Raw genomic sequence first — 22,148 nt, forward strand, 5'->3', positions numbered from 1 at the left:
TCCGGCGTGTAAAATTACCCTCATCTTATATTTCGGGGACGACAATTAGTGGGGAACGTTTCGTTGCTTTCAGCGTTTTTTGACGTCGCAAATCGCAGGAGGGTGCCATGCAAATCATAGACAACAAGGAAATCGAGACGACGGAGATAAAGCCGATCCTCAGCGTTGTGGAATTTTGCCGCCGCTACAGGCTCGATGATGTCGAAGAATCACGTCTGCGAAAGCTGTTTGGAGATTTCGCCTCTCGTCATGAGCTGTTGATGAACGCACAACGTAAGGCTACGTTCCGCTGATCCCGTTCAGGCCGGTTTGTCACCCAACACCATAAAAACATCGTAACGCGTACTTTTACCGAGAAGCTGATGAGAGGGTTTGCGGATGCCGGGCATGGGTTCGGCACGCAATGGCCACTTCAGCACAACACGCTTCGTCGCGTGTGCCAGGGCTACCGTCATCAGTTCAACCTGATCCGGGTCGGACCCCACCAACTCCCTGAGAACCCGCATCTCTTTTTTCACCAGAGCCGTATTGTTACGTGGCGGGTGCATCGGGTCGATGATTACCACTTCCGGGGATAATGTCGGGATCAGGACACGGGAATCGCCATGGAGCAACGTCATCTTCGATACGATCTCGCGGTAGATACCGCCTTCCGCATCCGCCCGCGCAATCGCATCCGAGAGCAGCGTATGCATTCCCGGCGATCTTTCGATCAGTGTCACGTCAGCCCCGAGGGAGGCGAGTAGAAACGCATCGCGCCCGAGCCCAGCCGTCGCATCGACAATCCTGGGTCTTTTGCCGTTTTTCAAGCCGGCAGCTTTCGGAAGCGCCTGACCGCGCCCTTCGCCGGAGCGCAACCGGTGGCCGACGGCACCGCCTACGAAATCAACGATGAAACCTTCGCTGCGATCTTTATCCGTCATGGTCATCTCAAAAAGGGCAAGGCACGGTCAATGTCATATCGCGACCATCGGGGTGGCGGAAGCGTAGGTCTTGCGCATGTAGCAGTAAACGGTCGGAGGCACACAACGCTTCACTTTGCGCATAAAACGCATCACCCAGAATGGGGTGGCCGATGGCTTTCATATGAACGCGCAATTGATGCGTTCGCCCGGTAAGGGGATGCAGGCGAAGGCGTGTGGCGGGCAGCGGCAGCCGCTCGACAACATGCCAGTCCGTTTGCGCCGATTTGCCCCCTTCATGGTCCACGCGGTGGCGCGGTTTGTTATCGGGATCGATCGCAAGCGGCAGGTCGATGTGTCCGCTCTGACCACTGACGTCACCCCAGACTACGGCGATATAAGTCTTCTCGGTCGTCCGATTTTCGAACTGGGAGGCGATGGCCGCGTGTGCCTTGCGGTTCAGCGACATGAGCACGAGACCGGATGTGTCCTTATCCAATCGGTTGATCATTAACGCCTTCGGAAACTGCTTTTGCACCCGTGTCGCCAGGCTATCGGACAAGGCCGGATCACGGCCCGGAACGGACAGTAACCCGCTGGGCTTATCGAGAACCAGAAGGTCATCGTCCCGATAGACGATGGAAACATAGGGTTCCAGCGGCGGATTGTAGACCGGGTTTTCAAGCTGCGATGTCATGCCGCCTCATAGCATGAATTTGAATGATGGCGAGGAGATTGCTTATCATTCGGAAAGAGGAACGGTAACACGGCCCCTCGTGAGATCCTTGACCATATTCGCGACTGTTTCAGCGGATGAAACGGGCACTGACAACATCAAACGGGCACCATCTGCGGTGAAGGTTTCGTTTTCGATTGTTAGGTCCGGTACCGCCATCAGCCCCGATTTGACCAGTGCCAGATCGGAAAATCCGCATAGGATTTCCGTCGAGAAGGTGGGAATGATCGGTGTCTTGTCGCCGTTTCTCAGACAGGTCGCGGCTGTTCCGCCATAGGCGCGCATCAGGCCGCCGCTGCCTAAAAGTATGCCGCCGAACCAGCGAGTTACCACCACCGCCACACAATCCAGCGATTGCCCGTCTATGGCCTGAAGAATAGGCTTGCCGGCTGTACCCGAAGGCTCTCCGTCGTCGCTGAAACGATAGACCTGACCGACGCGCCATGCCCAGCAATTATGGTTGGCGGTTGCATCGGACTGCTGCTCGATAAAGCGTTTCGCCGCGTCCTCATCTGTGATTGGGCTGGCAAACGCAATGAAGCGGCTTTTTTTGATATCTTGCGAAAATGTTTCGGGGCGATTGAGCGTGAACATGCTCCTGTCAATAGCGCATGTACCGGCGCGGGCAAATCGGTATAAGGCGGATGTAATCAAACCGCGTTGGAAATTTGTGTGATGCACGGCAAGACAGTGGCGATCATTGGTGGTGGACCCGCGGGGCTGATGGCGGCGGACGTGCTGTCTGCGGCTGGTCTTGTCGTTACGGTCTATGAGGCCATGCCAACGGTCGCGCGCAAATTTCTCATGGCCGGTAAATCCGGTCTCAACATCACCCACGCCGAAGGATATGATGATTTCGTCACCCGGTTCGGGACTGCTCAGGCGAAGCTCCAATCGGCGCTAGACGACTTCACGCCTGCCATGCTGCGCGACTGGGCGCTGTCTCTGGGGCAGGAGACGTTTACCGGAACTTCCGGCCGGGTTTTTCCTGTCGCCATGAAGGCTTCGCCGCTTTTGCGTGCCTGGCTCTCGCGGCTGAATGCGCGGAGAGTTGAGATCAAGACACGGCATCGCTGGGCAGGGTTTGATGGTGATGCGCTCCTCTTTCAGACGCCCTCCGGCAATGTGAACGTCCGGCAAGGCACTGTCCTCCTTGCACTCGGTGGTGCGAGCTGGCCGAAGCTGGGCTCTGATGCGGCCTGGGTGCCGTGGCTTCGGCAAAAAGGCGTCACCGTCAATGATTTCCAACCTGCCAATTGCGGTTTTGACGTGGAATGGAGCGATCATTTCGTGGAGCGCTTTGCGGGTGCGCCCGTAAAATCCGTCGTTACGACGTCTCAAGCCGGACGTTTCGAGGGTGAGTTTGTGATCACCCGGCATGGCATCGAAGGCAGCTTGGTCTATGCCCATTCAGCGGCTTTGCGCGACGCCTTCCAGCAAACTGACGGGCCTGCTCTGATCGTTGATCTCGCGCCCGGGCGAACGCAACAACGTCTTACCCGTGACCTTGAGCGGCACCCGCGCAAAGATAGTCTTTCAAACAGATTGCGAAAGGCCGCTGGTCTTTCGCCGGTCAAGGTTGCTCTGTTGAGAGAATGCAGGCCCGAACTGCCTGCCATGTCTGCAGCAGAGATAGCGGCGCTGATAAAGGCTTTGCCCGTTACCGTTACATCTCCGCGTCCGATTGCCGAGGCAATATCGAGCGCGGGGGGAATCGATTGGGAAGAGATCGACCAGCACTACATGCTCAAGTCCATGCCGGGAACATTCACGGCTGGCGAGATGTTGGACTGGGAAGCACCAACCGGTGGTTACTTGTTAACCGCTTGTTTTGCGACAGGAAAAGCCGCTGCCAAAGGCATTATCCATAGGCTTGATCATGACCGATAACTATATAGTTCAATAGACTATTGCGTCCGTTATAAAAAAACGCTTGATAAGTTTCTTCGAATAAAGTGGTAACATCGGCCAGTCTGTTTCCGTGGCTGATAGTGTTGGTGGATGAGAGCCTGTGCTCTCGCTGGTGATGTTTTATGACTGATATATCTGCATTTGGCCAATGGCCGATCGGCGGCGGTGAGGCTGGTAGTCTTGTGCGCGCATTTGACTGGTCAAAAACATCACTCGGCCCCATTTCCGCGTGGCCCGCCAACCTTCGCCACAAGGTGAATTCCGTCGTCAATTCGCCCATCCCGCAGGTCTTGATGTGGGGCAAAGACCACGTCATGATCTACAATGACGGTTACATCGAGATCGCCGGGAACTATCATCCCAAAGCGCTGGGTGACACCGTACCAGCCATATGGCCCGAAATCTGGGATTGGAACAAGGCCGTCCTCGAAGCTGGCTTTCGTGGATCAGTCCAAGCCTACCGCGATCAAAAGATGGTTCTCAACCGGAACGGACAGCCTGAAGAGGTCATTTTCGATCTGTTCTACACGCCGATCCATAATGATGGTGGCACTGTTGATGGCGTGTTGTGCACGGTGCTTGAAAATACCGACAAGGTTAAAGCCGTCACGGACCTAGCCGAAAGCCGCGAAGAGCTGAGCCGCCTCACCGCCGCGTTGCCTATTCTCGTCGGGTTTATCGATCGTGACCACATCTACCGGTTTGCCAACCGTGGCTACCTCGACTGGTTCAACTATCGCCCTGAAGATGTGCTTGGGCGCAAGGCAGTGGATGTGGTGGGTGAGACTTTCTATCAGGCCCGGTTACCGTACATCGAACGCGCAATGGCGGGCGAAACCGTTATTCACGACACTGCGATCCTGTGCCCGGATGGTACGACCCGCGCCGCCGAAATCCGTCACGTTCCCCGGCATACGTCGAAAGGGGAGGTCGATGGTTGCTATGTCCTGATCATCGACATCGACGCACGCAAGCGCGTCGAGCTTGAGCTGACCGTCAGCAACAACCGTTTTCGGGCTGCGGTAAATGCGGTTCACGGCGTATTGTGGACCAACAGCCCTGACGGCAAGATGCTTGGCGTGCAGAGCGGATGGGCCGGGCTGACGGGCCAAACTATTGAAGAGTATCAGGATTATGGCTGGGCGAATGCCGTTCATCCCGAGGACCGGGAAGGCTCGATAGAAAGCTGGAACGAGGCGGTCGCGACCAAGTCCACCTATGTCTGGGAGCATCGTGTTCTTCGGCATGACGGTGTCTATCGCACCTTCGCCATTCGCGGCGTTCCCATCTTGAATGCCAGCGGCGAAATTATCGAATGGGTGGGTGTGCACACCGACATCACCGACCAGCGTGCAGCGGAATCGGCACTTCAGGAACATTCCGCCAATCTGGAGCGTGAAATTCGCCATCGGCGGCGTGCCGAAGACCAGCTTCGTCAATTGAACGAGGGGCTCGAAGCCCGAGTTGCATCCGAAATTGCCGAGCGTCGACACGCGGAAAGAGCGCTACAGCAGGCGCAGAAAATGGAAGCCATCGGTCAACTGACCGGCGGCGTTGCCCATGATTTCAACAATCTGTTGCAGGTCGTTGCGGGCAATCTTCAGCTTTTGGCAAAGGATGTCGTGGGCAATGAGCGTGCCGAACGCCGCGTGAGCAACGCTTTGGCAGGTGTCAGTCGCGGCGCAAAGCTTGCCAGTCAATTGCTTGCTTTCGGTCGCCGTCAGGCTCTGGAGCCGCGCGTGATCAATGTCGGTCGTTTCGTTGCCGGTATGGATGACCTGTTGCGCCGCTCCATCGGTGAGGCTGTCGAAGTCGAAGTCATTACGGCGGGCGGTCTGTGGAATACATTCGCCGACCCTGCACAGGTGGAAAACGCGCTGTTGAACCTGGCGATCAATGCTCGTGATGCGATGGGCGGTTCAGGAAAGCTGACCATTGAAGTGGGGAATGCCTCACTTGATCAGGATTATGCACGCACGCATGCCGAGGTCGAAGCCGGGCAATATGTGATGCTGGCGGTAACCGACACGGGTTCTGGCATGGCACCCGAGATCATCGACAAGGTGTTCGAGCCATTTTTCTCGACGAAACCGGAAGGCAAGGGTACCGGCCTTGGCCTTTCAATGGTCTACGGCTTTGTCAAGCAGTCCGGCGGTCACGTCAAAATCTACAGCGAGCTTGACCAGGGAACCACGGTCAAGGTTTATCTTCCCCGTTCGCTTTCCAAAGAGGATCGTGAAATCGTGGTGCAGAGCGGGCCAATCGTCGGCGGCAGCGAAACGGTTCTCGTCGTGGAGGACGATGATGAGGTGAGAAGCATCGTCGTTGAAACATTGACGGATCTTGGTTATCGGGTCCTGACCGCGCGTGATGCGCAGGCTGGCCTGACCGTTGCCGAAAGCGGCGTTCCCATCGACGTCATCTTCACCGATGTCGTCATGCCGGGACCGCTGAAAAGCAGTGAAATGGCGCGGCGCGCCAAGGAGCGTCTGCCCGACCTCGCCATCCTGTTCACCTCCGGTTATACTGAAAACTCGATCGTTCATGGCGGCAAGCTCGATGCGGGTGTCGAGTTGCTTTCAAAGCCCTACACGCGTGAGGCTCTTGCCAGACGTCTGCGCCATGTCATTGCCAATCAGAGGCAACGGGCACAGTCAAACAAGGACCGCGCATCCAATCAGGACGCCATTGCCAAACTGCGCACGAAGTCGGCAATGCGTGTGCTGCTGGTGGAAGACGATGAACTGATCCGGATGAATACATCCGATATTCTTCTGGAGGGTGGCCACGTCGTCGTGGAAGCAGCAAACGCCACTCAAGCGATCGATCTCATCGAAAGAGAAGAAATCGATGTGCTGGTGACGGACGTTGGTTTGCCGGATATGAGTGGAGCGGATCTGGCGGTGCTGATCAAAGAGCGTAAGCCCTTGGTTGGCGTCGTGTTCGCAACGGGCGATAATTTCCTGCCGGGCAACGCGCCAGCGGGTTCGGTGTTGTTGTGCAAACCCTATAATGAAAATGACGTCCGTTCGGCCATCGCTCAGGCCATGAGTGAATGATGTAAGGTCGGCTTAGTAACCGCGGGCCATGTCCACGGTTGCTGGCAGATTTCCTGTCTTGCGCCATGCGCTGATGTTTCCGGCAACGATGGCGGCGGATGTCTGCCGGTTGGTCGGCGCGGAAATATGCGGCAATACTGTTACGCGCGGGTGTTTCCAGAACGGCGATTGCTCATCAAGCGGTTCCTGTTCGAAAACATCGAGGACGGCGTGAGACAGATGCCCAGCATCCAGTGCCGCCAGCAAATCCTCCGACACGATGACTGCCCCGCGTGCGAAATTGATGATCGCCGCGTTGGTTTTCATGGTGCCGAGACGATCCTTGTTCAGCAGTCCTTTCGTATCGGCAGTCAGCGGAACGAGGCAGACGAGAATATCGCTTTTCGCCAGCAAGGTTTGAAGACCGCTGTCACCAGACAGAGTTTCGATACCCTCCAGTGTCTTTGGTGAACGGCTCCATCCGGTGGTGTTAAAGCCAGCCTCACGGAGTCTTGCGGCGGCGGCTGCTCCCAACGCGCCAAGTCCGAGGAGGCCAACGGTGATATCTTTCGGATGGCGATATTCCAGTTCTTTCCACAGCGCTTTTTGCTGATGGTCCCGGTAGGCTGGCATGTCGCGGTGGAGATAATAGGTCCACGCCAGCACGGCCTCAGCCATGACGCGGGTCAGTTCCGGGTCGGTCAGCCGCACGATGGGTGGTGATGTTATGCCAAGTTCCGCCACGAGACGTTCCACGCCCGCCCACAGGCTGTGTATCCATTTCAGATTGCTCAGCTTAGCAATATCTGCCGGATCCGGGTTGGCGACGATGGCGATTTCCGCTTGCGCCTTCTGCTCGTCGCTCATTGCCTTGACTGAAATGATCGTTTCGCCGGGCAGGGCGGAAGACAGCATCTCGATCCATTCCGCTTCGTTGGCGTCGGTGGTGCGGGAAACAAAGGCGATGGGAGAGGGCATGAGGGACGTGTCCTGCGCTGATATTCGTGACGTCATATCAATGCGGAAAACTTCTCTCGGAAGCCAGCCATTATTGGTCGATAGCGGGCAAAAAAAAGCCCGCTTGGCGCGGGCATCTTGATTTTGTTTTAGGCGGGTTCGGAAACCGGCTTTTTGGCATCGCCGTAATAGGCGGAGAATTGCTCGTGATAGTGTTCCGAGCCGCCTGGACCGGCATAACGCTGCAACTCGGTCATGTCGGTCTTGTTCAGCACGATGCCGAGTGTCTTGTTGGCGATCTGCGGTTCGTGGCTCATGAGGTTCTGCACCATCTGGATCGGTGTCTTGCCCCACTCGGTCACGAACACGAAACCATCCACCTGCGAGGCGAATGCCTTGGCATCGATAACAGGCACAACGGGCGCAAGGTCAACGATGATGTAATCGCAGGCTTCGCGCGCCGAATCCATGAACTTGCGCATGCCGGATGAGGCAAGCAACTCGCTGGAATGGGCGAACTGGTTGCTGGTGGAAACCGGCAAAATGCCCATTTTGGTGCGGCTATCGACCTTCACGGCCTTTGTCCACGGAACCTCGTCCAGCACGACTTCCACGAGACCAGCGGACTGGCGCGTCGTCAACATGCGGCTGAGGCCCGGATTGCGAATATCGGCGTCCACGACCAGCGTGCGCTTTCCAGTGGTGGCGATGAGGCCCGCAAGGTTGAGCGCGACCACGGACTTGCCCTCATTGGGCAGGCACGAGATGACGCCGATCACCCGGCACTGTCGTTCCTGAATAACCACATCAGCTGTGAGTTTGACGTTTCGCAGCGTTTCCGTGAAGCTGGAACGCGGACTATCGACCGCCAGCCGCAGCATCTTCTGGAATGAGACCTGCCCATTATCCTCGATGTCGGTCTCCGGAATTTCCGGTGTTGCAGCACCCGTTTCGGATTTGGCTGTCTCCACGCCTTTCTCACCGATGAAAGGCAGATAACCAAGGAAACGCATACGCAAACTGTCGCGCACATCATTGCCGGTGTGGAAATACCGGTCACGGAATTCCAGAACAGCAGCCACAGCACCACCCAGCATCAAGCCGAGGATGATGGAGAGCGCCATGGTCATCGTCTTTTTCGGGCTGGAAGGCGATGTCGGCAATCCGGCTTCGGAGATGACGCGCGCCTTGGCAATCGGGAAGGATTGCTTCTGCGATGCTTCTTCAAAGCGACCGAGATAGGATTCGTAGAGCGTCTTCAACGCTGCCGCCTGCTGCTCCAGCTCGCGGAGCTTGACCATGGTCATGTTGGCTTCGGAGTTGCGCCCGGCGACGCGGTCAATATTTTCACGAAGAGACTGGACGCGGGACTGGGTCACGTCGAATTCATTCTTGAAGCCGCCGGTGAGCTGTAGAAGCTCCTGATAAATCTGACGAGCGAGATCGCTTTTTTCGCTCTCAAGCGCGATGGCTTGCGGATGATCCTTGCCGAATTGCTGCACGACACCGCGTTCCCTGTCGGAAATGGCGATGTAACGTTTGCGCAGGTCCTGGATCACCGTGTTATCCGTATCCCGCGCGGAGACGATGGCGTTGTTGACGGCGTTATCGGGACCCTGGTCGGTTATGGATTTATACTGTGTGTAGCGGGCGGAGGCCGTCGCTGCGTCAGCCTGTGCGGCAATCAGCTGACCGTTCAAGTCCGAAAGCTGGCTCTCGGACATCAGCTCACCACGAGACGACACGATATTGTTGTCCGACTTGTATTTTTCGACTGCAAAGGACGCGGCCTGCGAACGCTGGTTAAGGTCCGTTAGCCGCTCTTGTAGCCAAACGGAAGCACGTTCCGTTGCATCGAAATTCGCGTTCAACTGTTCCGTCAGGTAGGAATTCGCATAGGTCTTGGCAATCTGCGTCGCCAACTGCCGGTCTATCGATCTTATGGAGATCGAGATGACTGAGCTTCGGCCGACGCGCTCGACTGTCAGTGCCTGCTGGATGACCGCGGCTGCTTTTTCACGGCGTCCGTTACGCATGGCTTCTTCGGAGGCCGGTGGGGAATTTGGCGTCAGAAGATCGACCACGCCCTTGACGGAAGACTTGATCAGATCAACGGGCGACATCGGTGGATTGATGATCGTCTCGTTTTGATCAAGGGCCGCCTTGTCGACCACGGTCAGCGCCATTTCCTTGGACTTCAGAACTTCGACGGCGCTTGCGATGCGGTTATCGACAACCTGGGCGGCTGGGACGGGTGTTTCATCTTCCGCATAACGCGACAGGCTTTCATCCAGCAGCACCTGCGTCATCGCAGTGTAGACCGGCGTTGCCAGAACGAGGTAGAGCCCTGCCAGAACCATCGTCGCGATAACGCAGGCTGCGATGATGTTGGCACGGCGCACCACGGCGGCCCAGAGGCGGTCGAGGTCGATAAATGTGTCGGCGTCCTTGGACTGGTCCGGGAAATTCATGTTCGATCTAAAGGTCTTGTGGTGCATTGACCCACCTGTGTTTAAAAAAATAACGAGCGGGACGGCAGTTTTCCTGCCCTCCCGGCTCTCCTGTTTTTAGTTTCAAGCCGCTTTGACGCGGCTTTCATGGTTCAAAACCAATTCCTTGATGGAGGCCAGAACCTGGGCTTCCATATCCGAGCGCATCAGCGAGAAGGCAACGTTTGCAGAGATGAAGCCTTGCTTGCTACCACAATCGAATGTGCGTCCAATAAATTTCTGGGCATGGAAGGGCTGCGTTTCTGCAAGACGTTTCATACCATCCGTCAATTGAATTTCATTGCCCGTGCCACGTTCCTGCTTTGCGAGAATATCGAATATCTCCGGCTGCAGAATATAGCGGCCATTCAGGTAATAATTAGACGGGGCTGCGGAAGGTTCCGGCTTCTCCACCATTTCCGTCACACGGAAGCCGTGGCTGACCGTGCTGCCGACGCCGACGATGCCGTAGGACGAGGTTTCTTCAGCCGCGCATTCCTCGACGCCGAGGATGTTGCCGCCGACTTCGTCGTAAAGTTCCATGAGACCGGCGATGCAACCGCGCGCTCCGTAAGACACCATATCCGGCAGAAGAAGAGCGAACGGCTCCTTGCCGACGAGTTCACGTGCACACCAGACGGCATGGCCAAGTCCCAAGGGGACCTGCTGGCGCGTGTAGCTGACCGTGCCTGCGACCGGAAGCATCTTCTCAAGCTTTAGGACCTGCATCGTCTTGCCGGATTTCGTCAGCGTGTTGACCAGCTCGGGCGCGCTGTCGAAATAGTCTTCGATAGCCGTCTTGTTGCGGCTGGTGACGAAAATGATGTGTTCGATACCAGCCTGCATGGCCTCATCGACGGCGTACTGAACAACGGGACGATCAACAATCGTTAGCATTTCTTTCGGCATCGCCTTTGTGGCGGGCAGGAACCGGGTTCCATTGCCTGCTACAGGGATTACGGCCTTTCTGACGGTCCTATTCAAATCCACAGCATTCTCCTTAATTGATTTTTGAGTATTGAAGTTGGGCAGATCAGGATGCTTGCCTGTTCACCCGTTTTGAAACTGACTTTGCGGTCATCGTATCTTTGAGTTTTCTCAAGCGGACCTCGATGGGCATGCGCAGGTGTCGAAACGCGATGGGATCGCGGAAAGCGATCTTGACGATGCCGGAAACGGAGCGGCTTTTGATACTGGATATCAGCATCAAAAAATGGCGTGCCTCGACAAGGCTGCGGCTGCGTTGTTTCTGTGCGTCGCGTGCGGCGGGCGAAAGCGTGTAACCCGCCATGAACTCGCGATCGGCATCAATCATTGCATCGACGTGGCGAAGTTCGAGCACACGGGAAATCGAGCCTTCACGAATATTGTAGACGTAGCCGGGCGACGGCTCGATGGTGCAGAGACCGCCTACTGCCAGTGCGGACGCGAGAAGCAGATAGTCTTCCCCGATCCGTAAGGTGGAGTGGAAACGCAGCTTGTGATCGTTTAGGAAATCCCGACGAAACATCGGTTTCATATAGCCGAAATTAAACGTCGAGCGGAAAAGGACGTTCGATGCGATGAAGTCTTCCAAAGTCAGAACGCCGCGTTCCCGCAGGAAAGCATCGGCAAACATCGTCTCTTTCGGGCGACCATCCGTGTAAACCACATCGAGATTGTCGACAGCGATGTCTGCGCTTGCCGCCTCGGCACGAGCGATCATCTGCGCGGTGCGGTGCGGGAGGATTACGTCATCGGAATCCAGAACGGCTATCCAGCGTCCCTCTGCCGCATCGAGCCCGGCATTTCGAGCACCGCCGGGGCCGAGGTTTTTCTCCAGTGCGATCAACCGGACGCGCGGGTCGTTCATGGCGAAAGCCTTGACGATCTCACGGGTGGCATCGCTCGACTTATCGTCCACGACGATGACTTCCAGCGTCACCAGTGCCTGCGCCAAGGCGCTCTCAACGGCCGGGACAATCGTGTCTGCTGAATTATAGGCGGCGATGACGAATGTGACGTCCGGCTGTATCGAGGCTTCCATCATGTCGCCTCCACGGTGCCGTATTGGCGAATTTCCTTCACGCCAACCGCACCACTGACGGAACCGCAATGCAGCGCGACGCGCAGCAGTTGCCGGGTACGACGAACCGGATCGAAAATGGCAAGCAGCGCCATTCCGGCGCAGGCGGCAGCTTTGGCTGCGGCGACAGCAACCTGTGCGACGCGACGAAACCCCGGTTTTTTCTCCGCGAGCAAACGCCCATGCGTTTGGCCTGAACGGAAGCGACGCTTCGCAAGCCATTTGAAACTGGCGCGCGTATCAGGCACCGGCTCGGAAAGAACGGCTTTTTCCGCATAGGCGATGCGGCCACCGGCGGCATGCATGTGCGAGAAGAAGTGCGTGTCCTCACCACCGCTCTGCCCCAACGACAGCGCGAAGCGGCGACCGGCGACAGCCGGTGCCGACATGCGAAGCAGGGTGTTGCAGGTATAGCCGGTGATGATCTCGCCCTTGACCCACACGGGGAATGTCGAGTGGAAATCGCCCTTGCGCATCCAGGTGGGCACATTCGATTTGTAGATTGCCGTCACAGGCCCAAGCACGGTTTCTGCACCGGTTGTCTGTGCGGTCTGCAACAGCTCCGACAACCATTCACGCGGCGCGGTTTCGTCGTCATCGATGAAGGCCAGATAATCGGCTTGCGAGGTCGAAAGGCAGGCGTTACGGGCAATCGAAATATTCGACTTCGGGCAGTGGACGTAGGTGATTTCGAACGGTGATGTCTCGCGCAGATTGTCGATGGATGCTTTTGCGCTCGGCTCAGCATCATTATCCGCCACGATGAGCCGCACGGTCGTGCCCTCGGGAATATCGAGTTCGAACAGGGACTTCAATGTCGCAACGACCGCCGGACGGCGGTAGGTGCAGATGCCGATATCGACGGTGACGGGTGCGGACGGTAGGGAGGTTCCGGTCATGAAACGGCCTTTCTCGCCACAGGCGCTGGTGTGCCGATGGAGCCTAGCAGCTCAAGCCAGAAACCGGTGGACCACGCAAAATGCATGACCATCGCGGCGAAGGCTGCCAGCGGGCCGTAGGAATTCTTCTCGGCGACAGCCATCCATAACCCGTAGCCAAGGCAAGCGCCGACCCAAAGAAGAAGAGGTACGAACGCGGCCCAATGAAGGAAGCCGAGAAGCGCAAACACGGCAACTGGCATAACCGCCAGCGGTATCATCTGGCGGATCTTGGGTAGCGAGCGGTGCTTCAAAAGGTTTTTGGCGCGCCCACGGCCATAGGCCATATATTGCTTGAACAGGGGCGTGACGTTGGAACGAGGGTAATAGGTCATGCGGGTTTTGTCGGTCATCCATATGCGGAAACCGGCCTTGCGCAGCCGGTAATCCAGTTCGGCATCCTCGTTGTGGCTGAAGCTTTCATCGTAGCCGCCAGCCTTGGTAAACGCGGATATGCGCATCAACGCGTGATGGCCGTGATCGATCCAATGCCCTTTCGATCCTTCGCGATGTTTGGAACCGCCATTACCAAGTTTCGAGTTCTGGGCAATCGCGGTGGCTTTTTGGAACGTGCCGTGACCGACCGTATCCATGGCGACAACGACCGAATCTGCACCAGTTTTCACCGCATCTTCCAGAAGGCGATGGCAATAATCGTCCGGGTAATCGCCGTGCGCATCGATGCGGATCAGGTAATCATAGTCGGCACCGAACATTTCGACCGCTAGGTTGATGCCGGCGCTCTGGATACGTTTGGGGTTGGCAAGCAGAATGACGCGCTGGTCCTGCATGGAAAAGCTGGCGACGATATCGCGCGTACCATCCGTGCTGCCGCCATCGGCGACGATGATGCGGTCCTGCGGGTGGTTCAAGCTGCTCGAAAACTTCAGCAACAGATCATCGATCGTGCGGGCTTCGTTGAGGCACGGTATGACGATCAACGTTTTGACGTCTGGAATAGTTTGCAACTTCATGGCTTAGACCCCAGCGGTTGAGAGTGCCGCTTCCACGGTGCGGCCATTGTGCGGCGCTGCCAGGGAGGCGAGTTTGTGAACGAGTTGAACGCAGTCCTGCCGGTCCGTAACCCATTGTTTCTGGTCGATTGCAGCAAGCCGGGCAAAGGCCTCGAGATAAGACTGTTCGGTCAGATCAGCGAAGAGCTCCTCCAGAGTGCTGACATTCGCATGGGGCAAGACCTGTCCGATGTGCCTGCTCTCCAGAAAACGCGCCGTTTCCGTACCAGCAACGGCAATGGGCAATGTGCCGTAAAGGCATCCCTCATAGAGGCGGTTGGGCAGCAGCCAGCTCGAGTTCTGGCCCTCCTCGAAGAAGTCGATGGCCCAGGTGAACTGAACCTCGTTATAGATCGAAGCCAAATCCTCGGGGTTCTTGTACGGTCCGAGAAAGCTGACATGCGGGGCTTTGGCGACCAAGCCATCGAAATCATCGAACTCGGAATAGGCTGGGCGCCCGCGCAGGATGATCTCGACCTTGCCATCCATCTTTGCTGCGAAATCGGTCAGGATTTGCAGAGATTTGGCGCAACGCAATGCGCCGAACCATCCGATTTTCCACGGCTCGCCTGGCTTCGGGACGCGCGGCATTGCTGGAGCTCGCCCGACAGCATCCAGCATTAGTACCTTGTTTTCTTGGAGAAGCACCGGCAACTGCAAACCGGAATGGGGCGCGAAATACTGCGCGACGAAGGCCGGTGAACTGGTGATCAACAGCTTTGCGTCTCTTGCAAAATACCGTTGCGCTGCGTTGACGAGCTTGCCGACCGGCCCTTCGTTGAGGAGTAGCCGATGGATATCCAGGCATTCGTAAACCACAGGCACGTCGCGCCCATAAATACCCGATGCACGCCGCGCCAGTGCCAACATTTCAAGATTGCGGGCAATGATGACATCCGGCTTGCGCACCTGCCGTAATGCGCGCGGCAGCGACAGGCTGGACTTGACGATGGACAGGATGCGCTGTGCAAATTGTCCATCCGCGGTTTCGCCAAGCACGATCGGTGCCGTGCCATCGACATCGGCCAGCTTGTTTTCTCCGCGCGTAAAACCTGCGACGCTGACCGTTGCTCCGCCCGTCTGCAACGTCATAACCCGCCGGCGAATAGCCGGGTCGGCGAGATCATGAGCGAAATAGAGAACATGCGTCATCAAAAACAGTCCTGAAGCGAAGGGTCATGGGGCAGTCTAGAGGTCAAAGGTGTCAGTTCGACAGGCAGGCGACGGATTCCGGAAACTGGCACTTATCGCCGAGAGCCGTAAACGCCATGCGATCGACGTTCATCACCGTCGGGCCGCTATAGGCGAACTTGCCCATCCAGCTTTTCAGCGTGTCGGTACCCCACAAGCTGAAGAAAATCTTCTGGGGATTCTGGGGAATTTTGGATGGATCGGTGACTTCATGGACCATCTTTCCATTCACGAAATAACGCAGACGCTGCGGCTCCCATACGAAGGCATAATCGTTGAACGCCTTGTCGGCTCCGCCTGCGACATCCACCAGCTTTTCATTGCCACCCTTGGCCGAAATATACTGGTTGAGCTGAACCTGAGAGGTGTTCTTGCCAAGAACTTCCATGTCGATTTCATCATGCGGCTTTTTATCGGTCGGTCCGATATAGGTGAAGAAAGCTGAATTCAGGCCCGATCCCGTTGCAGTCTTGATTCGTGCTTCGTAGGTGCCATAGCGGAAACGACCCTTGGTCTGGATTTCGCCGCAAGAGTAATTGCGGTCGCCAGCCTTGCCCTCCTGATAGCCAAGTTGCAGCTGTCCATCTTCAAACTTGACCAGCTTTTTGGACCATGTGCAGTTCTGATGCGGACCGTTGTTCCAGCCGTCAGAGACGTACCAGAAAGAGCGATCCATGCTGTCGAAGTTCTCCACGAAAGACTTGCCATTGTCTTCCTGTGCCACTGCGGCAGATGTGCCTGCGCTGAGAACCAAAAGAGCAGAAGCGATGATGCGTGAGTGAACGCTGCTGAGAAATGCGGTCATGGGGTTCACCTTTGTCGTTGTGGAACGGGAGTGTCTACAGACGACCGAAGAGGATCGGCCTTCACGGATGGTGTGTTTTGGGAAACCGCCTTCGGCTTCTTGCCCCGGCTTCCAGTCAAAATGCCGTAGAGAGATGGCAACTTGGCGCGGACCTGCGCATTGCTGATGATCAGGATCACGAAGGACAGCAGTATGGCCCCGACGTAAAAAGCTGGGTAGAAATCCGGGCCGCCCTTGTTCCAGACCATCCACATGATGACGAGGAGCGGGTAGTGGGCACAGAAAATCCAGAAGCTGAGACTTCCCGTATTGGCCAGACGTTTTCCAATACGGCTCTGGATCAGCAGGGACGACGATGCCCATAGGCCGATAGCACCAAAGACCGCCAGCAAGTTGGTCAGCAAGTTCAGCCCATACGTGAAATCCGGGCCGGTAAAGTAAAGGCCCGTCGCCAGTAGTGCGGCAGCACCCAGAACCAGAACGGTGATTTTGACGGCGTGCGGGTCGAGAGCCTTTAAGTCCACCTTATACAAGGCAAGTGCAATGCCAAGCGTGAAGCTGAACAGGATTTGTTTCTTCTGAAAGATCAAAAGGTCGGCGTCGGGCAGTGCGGCAATGACGAGAAGTATGCCGAGGGTGACCAACGGAAAGCGTCTCACGAAAAATGCCAGCACTGGCGACAGCAGAATGCAGACGAAAAGGTCTCTCAAGAAATAAAGGGGAATGTTGACCGGAAACTCTTCGACAGCCGCGCCGTGGCTCATCATTTCACGAGGCGTTGCGTTCCACAAATCTGGAAAGTAACCGTCGCCAAAACCGAAGCGCTGCATCAGAAGAACTGCAACGATCAACGCACTGTTCCACAAAAAGAAAGGGAGCAGAACGGTTTTAGCTTTTGATTTGAGCGTTGTTGAATAATCGAAGGCACTCATGCCACGCCGAAACAGCAGATACCCAGAGATCGCGCTCAGGCATGGTACGCCGATACGAAACAGGGCGTCGCCCAGAAAGACTCGTATCCAGTCAAAGAAACCGTAGAGTCCCAAGAATGGACTGGTTTCAGGATTGTGTGGCACATGCACGAAGACAATGCCGGAAATTAAAACGATACGCATCAAATTGATGCGGGAAGATAGGTTCTGATCAAAAGTCACATCAGTTCCCCTTTATTGGGCGGTGTCTCCCCTCACCGCGTTACAACTAAGAGCGAACATAAGCCCACCCGCAGAGTCTGGTTTTTACTTTGGGGTAAAATGTGGCAACGCGGGAAAAACGTCTATCGAATTGTAAGGGGTGAATCTCTGGATCGGTGCGTGATCCCCAAGATGGGATCCAGCTAACTGTTTGTTTTTTATAAATTAACAAACCGAAGAAACGAGAAATCGCGGACGGTTTCTCGTGACAAACGAAGCTCAGATTATGTTGCGACGCACAAAATAAAATAGACCTCACGTAACGGGATCGTGAAGAGCGGATTCTAAAATGGGCGGATTGTGGCGAAAAGGTTCGCACCTCACGCAACGGCAGGTTTGGCTTTGCGGTTCTTCACCATGCCGAAAATCTTTCTCAGCAACTCCCGCTCCGTCAGCAAGATCAGCACGCCGTAGATAGCACCACCGGCGACAGCGCCGACCAAAACCTGCATATAGGCGTGAGGTAGGCTGGCCTCGAACACGTGCAATATGTAACGCACGGCAAGCGCCATGACGAAGGACGCGATCATCGGGCGGCTGCTGATGTAGAGACCCTTTAGCAGTGGCATTTCGCTGGCCTTGAACACCGCCCAGGAATAGGCAAACAGTGTCACACCGTTGACGATGCACAGCCACACCATAGCGTCGATCAAGGTGCCGTAGGTTGCCGCAATCCACACCGCAAGCGTGGTGACGACGGCGCGAATGGTTGCCGACCAGAACAGGACACGGCCGTAGCCCGCACCCTTAAGGTAGGGAATGAAGGTGCTGCACGGCGTCAGAATTGCCTTTGAAAGGGCAAGCAGACCAAGAACGGGCCATGCATAGGCCCAATTCGGGCCGAAGATCACCAGCATCGCCGGTTCTGCGATGGCCCACAGGCCGAACATCATTGGGGCAAGCAGCACTGTCAGCACCTGTGTCGAGAACATCAAAGCGTCGCGACGGCGCTGCTTGTCATCCATCATGCGGCTGAAGGCGGGAAAGAGAACGCCCATGACGGCAGATAGAACGACTTGGTTGGGGATGCTGGCGAAACGGTTGGAAGCGGAATAGGCACCCGCGTCCGCAAGGCCTAGATGCCGAGCGATGACGACCATAGGCGACTGGAACGTCACGAAATTTGCAATTTCCGATCCCATCAGACCGGAGCTGAAGCCGAGCAGGGGTACGAGCCGCTTGGGCTTCATCACGAACCGTGGGCGATAGTGCGAGACCGCGTAAAGACCGACCAGCCTGATCAGGGCTGCGGCAAAAAGTTGAATGATGAGAGCCCAGACGCCGTAACCGGCAAAGGCAAGCACGACGGCCACGATGGCCGCGGCACTTTCCGAGGTCATACTCCATATGGCGTCCTTGCTGAAATTCATCCGCCGCGCCAACAGCGAGTAGGCGACATCTCCCGCCAGTTGCAGGGGAATGAGGAAGGCCATGATCCGTAGCAGATAGGCGCTTTCGACGGCACCCAACAGTTCTCCGAAAAACTCTGCTCCGAAATAGAGAATGGCGGCCATGGTGCAGGAAATGGCAAGGTTCGCCCAGAAGACGGTATGGATCGTGTCCATATCCTCTTCCTTCTCCACGATCAGCGCAGAGGTGAGGCCAGCACCTGCAATCATCGTCAGGAACTGCACGACGGTTAGCCCGACGGCGACGACGCCGAATTCTTCCGGTGTCAGCAATCGGGCGAGAATTGGCACCGTGACAAACTTAAGCCCGAATGTGCCTGTTTTTGACAATACGCTCCAACCGACATTCGTGGTAATCGTCTTGACGCTCGGAGCAGGGGGCATACGTGCATCCTATAATTCTGGAGGCCAGTGGGGGCTGGCGGGAGATTTGCCACTCATCGGGGCCGCTCTTACTATCGGGCCCGACACTTCTTGATCAACACAAGGGGCGAAACAATGGCGAAATTTACAGTCGTTATTCCTTATTATCAAAAACAGCATGGCGTTTTAGGCCGTGCATTGGCATCGGTTTTTGCGCAGACCGTTCAGGATTTCGATCTCGTCATCGTAGACGACGAATCGCCCTATCCTATTGAAAATGAAATTGCGGAACTGAGCGAAGCCCAGCAAAACCGTATTAAAATCGTCAAGCAGAAAAATGGCGGGCCGGGCGGTGCGCGCAATACGGGGCTTGATAATGTCCCGGCGGAAACCTCCTATGTCGCCTTTCTCGATTCGGACGATATTTGGATACCGGACCACCTGAAGAACGCTGCCTACAGCCTCGAAACGTTTGGCGGTGAGTGCTATTGGGCCTCCATGCAGGCGAGTGATGAGTTCTATTATCACTTCGCGATTTCCGAGCTGGAGAATAACGAGGGTGCTACTCGCCTCTCCGAATCACCCAAGGTTATCGAGCTGCCGGATCTGGCAAGTGTCATGCTGCGCAACTGGAGTTTCCTGCATCTGTCTTGCATGGTCATCGGCAGGCCGCTGTTCGAAAAAGTCCGGTTTGACCCGATATTGCGGTTGGCCGCAGAAGACGTTCTGTTCTTTTGCGATTGCATCATGGCATCCAAGCGCAGTCTTTTGTGTGACGATGCCGGTGCCATGCGCGGCATGGGCGTTAATATCTTCCACAGCATCGACAATACGTCACCGGAGTTTTTGCGCCAGCAGTTCAATACATGGGTGGCGCTGGATACGTTGCAAGGCCGTTTCGCGAAGCGTCCCGCCGACGTAGCATCAATTGCATCCTACAAGAACACGGCGCGCAAGCAGGCTTTGTGGAGCCAGGCGGGCAAGTTGAAACAACGCAAAGCACCGGAACTTGGCCTGTTGTTCAAATGGATGATGCGTGACCCCGCTATTTTGCGCGCAGCACTCGAATTGGGAACCGGCAAATTTGCCCGCCCGAAATGAGCCCGCGACCAACAGTCTTTTTATTCAGGAGTAGTCCATGAAACCATATCACTGGGAATCGCATCACGGCAATTTCGGCGACGACCTCAATCTTTGGCTTTGGGATTTCCTTCTGCCGGGCCTGCGCGACGTTCACCCTGATGTCCTGCTGGTCGGTGTCGGCACCGTTCTCAACGATGTTCTTTTTCCGCCCACCCAGCGTAAGCTGATCATCGGCAGCGGCTATGGCTATGGCGCAGTGCCGGATACGTCCAACAAGGAACTATGGGACATCAGATGCGTGCGCGGTGAGATGACAGCCGCCAAGCTTGGCCTGCCAGCGGAGATGGGCATTGTCGACCCCGCCGTCATGGTCACCGACATGCCGGACTTCAAAAATCTGCCGAAGCTGCATAAAAAGACTTTCGTTCCGCATTGGGAATCGGCTGAATTCGGCATGTGGGAAACCGTCTGCGAGCCAGCGGGGCTGACCTATCTCGATCCGCGCGGCGAAGCGAAGTCGGTGATCAAGCACATCGCGCAATCGGAATTCATCGTCGCTGAATCGATGCATGGTGCCATTCTTGCCGATGCCTTCCGGGTGCCATGGGTGGCAGTCAGCACGTCGACTTCCATCAACAGCTTCAAGTGGAGTGATTGGGCGGGCAGCGTCGGCGTGAAGTATGAGCCGCGCTACATTCCTGTTTCGACCCGCGCGGAAGCGGCAAAAAAGGGCTCCAAATTCTGGGGCATGAGCTTTCCACCACCACCGCCGGCGGAAATTGTCGAGCATTCGGCATCTCATCATGACGGTGAGTTGCTGGTCCGCCCGCAGCAGGAACAACTTTCCTTGAAAAAGCTGGCGAAGCAGGTGCTGGCGGCACCATCGACATTGGCCCTGTGGCAGGCCAGCCGTGCCGAGCCGCGTCTGAGCCCCGATGGCCGTTTGGAAGAGCGTAAAGAGCGTTTCCAGGCTGTGCTGGAAACGATCAAGAAAGACTATTTCTAACGAAAAACAAACGCCGCTCGGATCAAGAGTTGAGCGGCGTTGCTCTCAGCAGATAGCGAATATCTGCGACCTGTTGCGGCTTTTTGCGAAAACGCGCCGTCTTATCGCGCCATAGACCCTGCGCAATGGCCGGAGTAGCCGCCACGCGGTTCAGCGTATGCGATAAAGCCCCACCAAGACCGCCCTTTGCCTTGGCATCAAGGAAATCGCGGAGCTCGAACTTTTCACGGATATGGCGCTCATGCTCTAGGAGAACAGCCTTCTCATGCGGTTCCAGAGAGTACTCCGTTAAAATTTTACGGTCGGCTTCGTAGAGTTGGCGCAAATCTTCCGTCCGGTGGCGACCGCTGAGCGAATCGCCTCTCACGATGGCACCGTAACCGCAATTGCGGATGACCTTGTAGCGTGCGCCGCAGGCCAGTGCCCGAACGTACAACTCGTAATCTTCGCCCAATCTCAATGCCTCGTCATAGCGCAAGCCATGCGTTTCAAGAAATGACCGGCGGATGACGGGCTTCAGAAAGCCTGTTTCACCACGCTCGACACCGCGTTTGGAAATATTGCCTTCCACGAATTCCGCAAGCTTGAGGAAATGTGTTTCCGGTGCAAACCGGTCTGGCACCATCGATGATGCCCCAGCTACGGATTGCTGAATGAACGCGATATTATCGGCCACCAGATCCCAATCATCATTCTGCAGCATGGCGGCAAAACGCCCTGCGAAAAAGAAATCGTCGGCATCGAGAATACTGATGAGCGGGGCAGACGAGATGGCAACAGCGTGATTGCGCGCAGCGGATGGGCCGCGATTGACGTCGAACCGCTCCACTTTCAGACGCCCGGTTTCATCGTCGCAGGATTGCGCTATGGTCGCTGTCGCGTCCGTCGATCCATCGTCAATGACGACCACTTCTGCAACTTCAGGCTCAGCAAGCGCTGATTTGATAGCCGTCGCGATCGTATCAGAAGCGTTTTTTGCGGCAATAATCACGCAAATGGATTGCGAATCTCCAGTCATGACAAATCCCTGCTTGTTGCGTCGCTATTGT

Annotated in this window: 19 protein-coding genes; 5 read left to right on the top strand and 14 right to left on the bottom strand. The window is 56.2% G+C overall.

Going from position 1 to position 22,148, the window contains the following annotated elements; all coding sequences use genetic code 11:
* The first annotated feature begins 107 nt into the window (after positions 1 to 107).
* The gene (locus DSM25558_RS07465) at positions 108 to 293 is read left to right on the top strand and encodes a hypothetical protein (protein WP_077103346.1); all 186 of its coding nucleotides are present in this window, start codon (positions 108 to 110) and stop codon (positions 291 to 293) included.
* A 6-nt stretch (positions 294 to 299) separates the two neighbouring features.
* Here DSM25558_RS07465 and DSM25558_RS07470 read toward each other — a convergent pair whose 3' ends face one another.
* Genes DSM25558_RS07470 through DSM25558_RS07480 form a run of 3 tightly spaced genes read right to left on the bottom strand, consistent with a single transcriptional unit; the run spans position 300 to position 2,232 of the window.
* Entirely contained in the window at positions 300 to 923 is a 624-nt protein-coding gene (locus tag DSM25558_RS07470) for a class I SAM-dependent methyltransferase (protein ID WP_077103347.1), read from the bottom strand.
* 7 nt (positions 924 to 930) lie between these two features.
* Positions 931 to 1,599: an RluA family pseudouridine synthase gene (locus DSM25558_RS07475; RefSeq protein WP_077103348.1), complete on the bottom strand. Its 669-nt coding sequence runs from the start codon at positions 1,597 to 1,599 to the stop codon at positions 931 to 933.
* A 45-nt stretch (positions 1,600 to 1,644) separates the two neighbouring features.
* Positions 1,645 to 2,232, bottom strand: a complete 588-nt coding sequence (locus DSM25558_RS07480; protein ID WP_077103349.1) for an IMPACT family protein — start codon at positions 2,230 to 2,232, stop codon at positions 1,645 to 1,647.
* Between the two features lie 81 nt (positions 2,233 to 2,313).
* Here DSM25558_RS07480 and DSM25558_RS07485 point away from each other — a divergent pair, with 81 nt between their 5' ends.
* Together DSM25558_RS07485 and DSM25558_RS07490 are read left to right on the top strand one after the other, a co-directional pair.
* Positions 2,314 to 3,528, top strand: a complete 1,215-nt coding sequence (locus DSM25558_RS07485; protein WP_077103350.1) for a TIGR03862 family flavoprotein — start codon at positions 2,314 to 2,316, stop codon at positions 3,526 to 3,528.
* Between the two features lie 143 nt (positions 3,529 to 3,671).
* On the top strand, positions 3,672 to 6,608 hold the full coding sequence (locus DSM25558_RS07490) for a hybrid sensor histidine kinase/response regulator (protein ID WP_077103351.1): 2,937 nt from the start codon (positions 3,672 to 3,674) through the stop codon (positions 6,606 to 6,608).
* Positions 6,609 to 6,620: 12 nt separating this feature from the next.
* Here DSM25558_RS07490 and DSM25558_RS07495 read toward each other — a convergent pair whose 3' ends face one another.
* From DSM25558_RS07495 to DSM25558_RS07535, 10 genes are all read right to left on the bottom strand, one after another.
* Positions 6,621 to 7,565 carry a 2-hydroxyacid dehydrogenase gene (locus DSM25558_RS07495; RefSeq protein ID WP_077103352.1) on the bottom strand — a complete coding sequence of 315 codons (945 nt, stop codon included), beginning with the start codon at positions 7,563 to 7,565 and terminating at the stop codon, positions 6,621 to 6,623.
* Between the two features lie 128 nt (positions 7,566 to 7,693).
* On the bottom strand, positions 7,694 to 10,042 hold the full coding sequence (locus DSM25558_RS07500) for a polysaccharide biosynthesis tyrosine autokinase (protein ID WP_077103353.1): 2,349 nt from the start codon (positions 10,040 to 10,042) through the stop codon (positions 7,694 to 7,696).
* A 75-nt stretch (positions 10,043 to 10,117) separates the two neighbouring features.
* On the bottom strand, positions 10,118 to 11,023 hold the full coding sequence (locus DSM25558_RS07505) for a UTP--glucose-1-phosphate uridylyltransferase (protein WP_077103354.1): 906 nt from the start codon (positions 11,021 to 11,023) through the stop codon (positions 10,118 to 10,120).
* 43 nt (positions 11,024 to 11,066) lie between these two features.
* Positions 11,067 to 12,062 (bottom strand): glycosyltransferase family 2 protein, encoded by a 996-nt coding sequence (locus DSM25558_RS07510; RefSeq protein ID WP_077103355.1) that lies wholly within the window; start codon positions 12,060 to 12,062, stop codon positions 11,067 to 11,069.
* Positions 12,059 to 12,997, bottom strand: coding sequence for a glycosyltransferase family 2 protein (locus tag DSM25558_RS07515; protein WP_077103357.1), 939 nt, complete (start codon positions 12,995 to 12,997; stop codon positions 12,059 to 12,061). The genes DSM25558_RS07510 and DSM25558_RS07515 overlap by 4 nt, the downstream gene beginning before the upstream one ends.
* Positions 12,994 to 14,010 carry a glycosyltransferase family 2 protein gene (locus DSM25558_RS29220; protein WP_103586414.1) on the bottom strand — a complete coding sequence of 339 codons (1,017 nt, stop codon included), beginning with the start codon at positions 14,008 to 14,010 and terminating at the stop codon, positions 12,994 to 12,996. Before DSM25558_RS29220 ends, DSM25558_RS07515 begins: the two co-directional genes overlap by 4 nt.
* Positions 14,011 to 14,013: 3 nt before the next feature.
* Positions 14,014 to 15,201, bottom strand: coding sequence for a glycosyltransferase (locus DSM25558_RS29225; RefSeq protein WP_103586412.1), 1,188 nt, complete (start codon positions 15,199 to 15,201; stop codon positions 14,014 to 14,016).
* A gap of 52 nt (positions 15,202 to 15,253) precedes the next feature.
* A complete protein-coding gene (locus DSM25558_RS07525; protein WP_077103359.1) occupies positions 15,254 to 16,045 on the bottom strand; it encodes an endo-1,3-1,4-beta-glycanase ExoK in 792 nt (263 codons plus the stop codon).
* A gap of 5 nt (positions 16,046 to 16,050) precedes the next feature.
* On the bottom strand, positions 16,051 to 17,199 hold the full coding sequence (locus DSM25558_RS07530) for an acyltransferase family protein (protein ID WP_103586410.1): 1,149 nt from the start codon (positions 17,197 to 17,199) through the stop codon (positions 16,051 to 16,053).
* A 359-nt stretch (positions 17,200 to 17,558) separates the two neighbouring features.
* A complete protein-coding gene (locus tag DSM25558_RS07535) occupies positions 17,559 to 19,031 on the bottom strand; it encodes a lipopolysaccharide biosynthesis protein (RefSeq protein ID WP_077103361.1) in 1,473 nt (490 codons plus the stop codon).
* 114 nt (positions 19,032 to 19,145) lie between these two features.
* Here DSM25558_RS07535 and DSM25558_RS07540 point away from each other — a divergent pair, with 114 nt between their 5' ends.
* Positions 19,146 to 20,111: a glycosyltransferase family A protein gene (locus tag DSM25558_RS07540; protein WP_077103363.1), complete on the top strand. Its 966-nt coding sequence runs from the start codon at positions 19,146 to 19,148 to the stop codon at positions 20,109 to 20,111.
* Between the two features lie 37 nt (positions 20,112 to 20,148).
* Complete coding sequence (locus DSM25558_RS07545) at positions 20,149 to 21,099, top strand: polysaccharide pyruvyl transferase family protein (protein WP_077103364.1); 951 nt, start codon at positions 20,149 to 20,151, stop codon at positions 21,097 to 21,099.
* A 22-nt stretch (positions 21,100 to 21,121) separates the two neighbouring features.
* On the opposite strand, the gene DSM25558_RS07550 is transcribed toward DSM25558_RS07545, so the two are convergent.
* Positions 21,122 to 22,117: a glycosyltransferase family 2 protein gene (locus tag DSM25558_RS07550; protein WP_077103366.1), complete on the bottom strand. Its 996-nt coding sequence runs from the start codon at positions 22,115 to 22,117 to the stop codon at positions 21,122 to 21,124.
* Between the last annotated feature and the right edge of the window lie 31 nt (positions 22,118 to 22,148).

The sequence above is a fragment of the Agrobacterium sp. DSM 25558 genome, from assembly GCF_900100825.1.
GTDB lineage: Bacteria > Pseudomonadota > Alphaproteobacteria > Rhizobiales > Rhizobiaceae > Agrobacterium.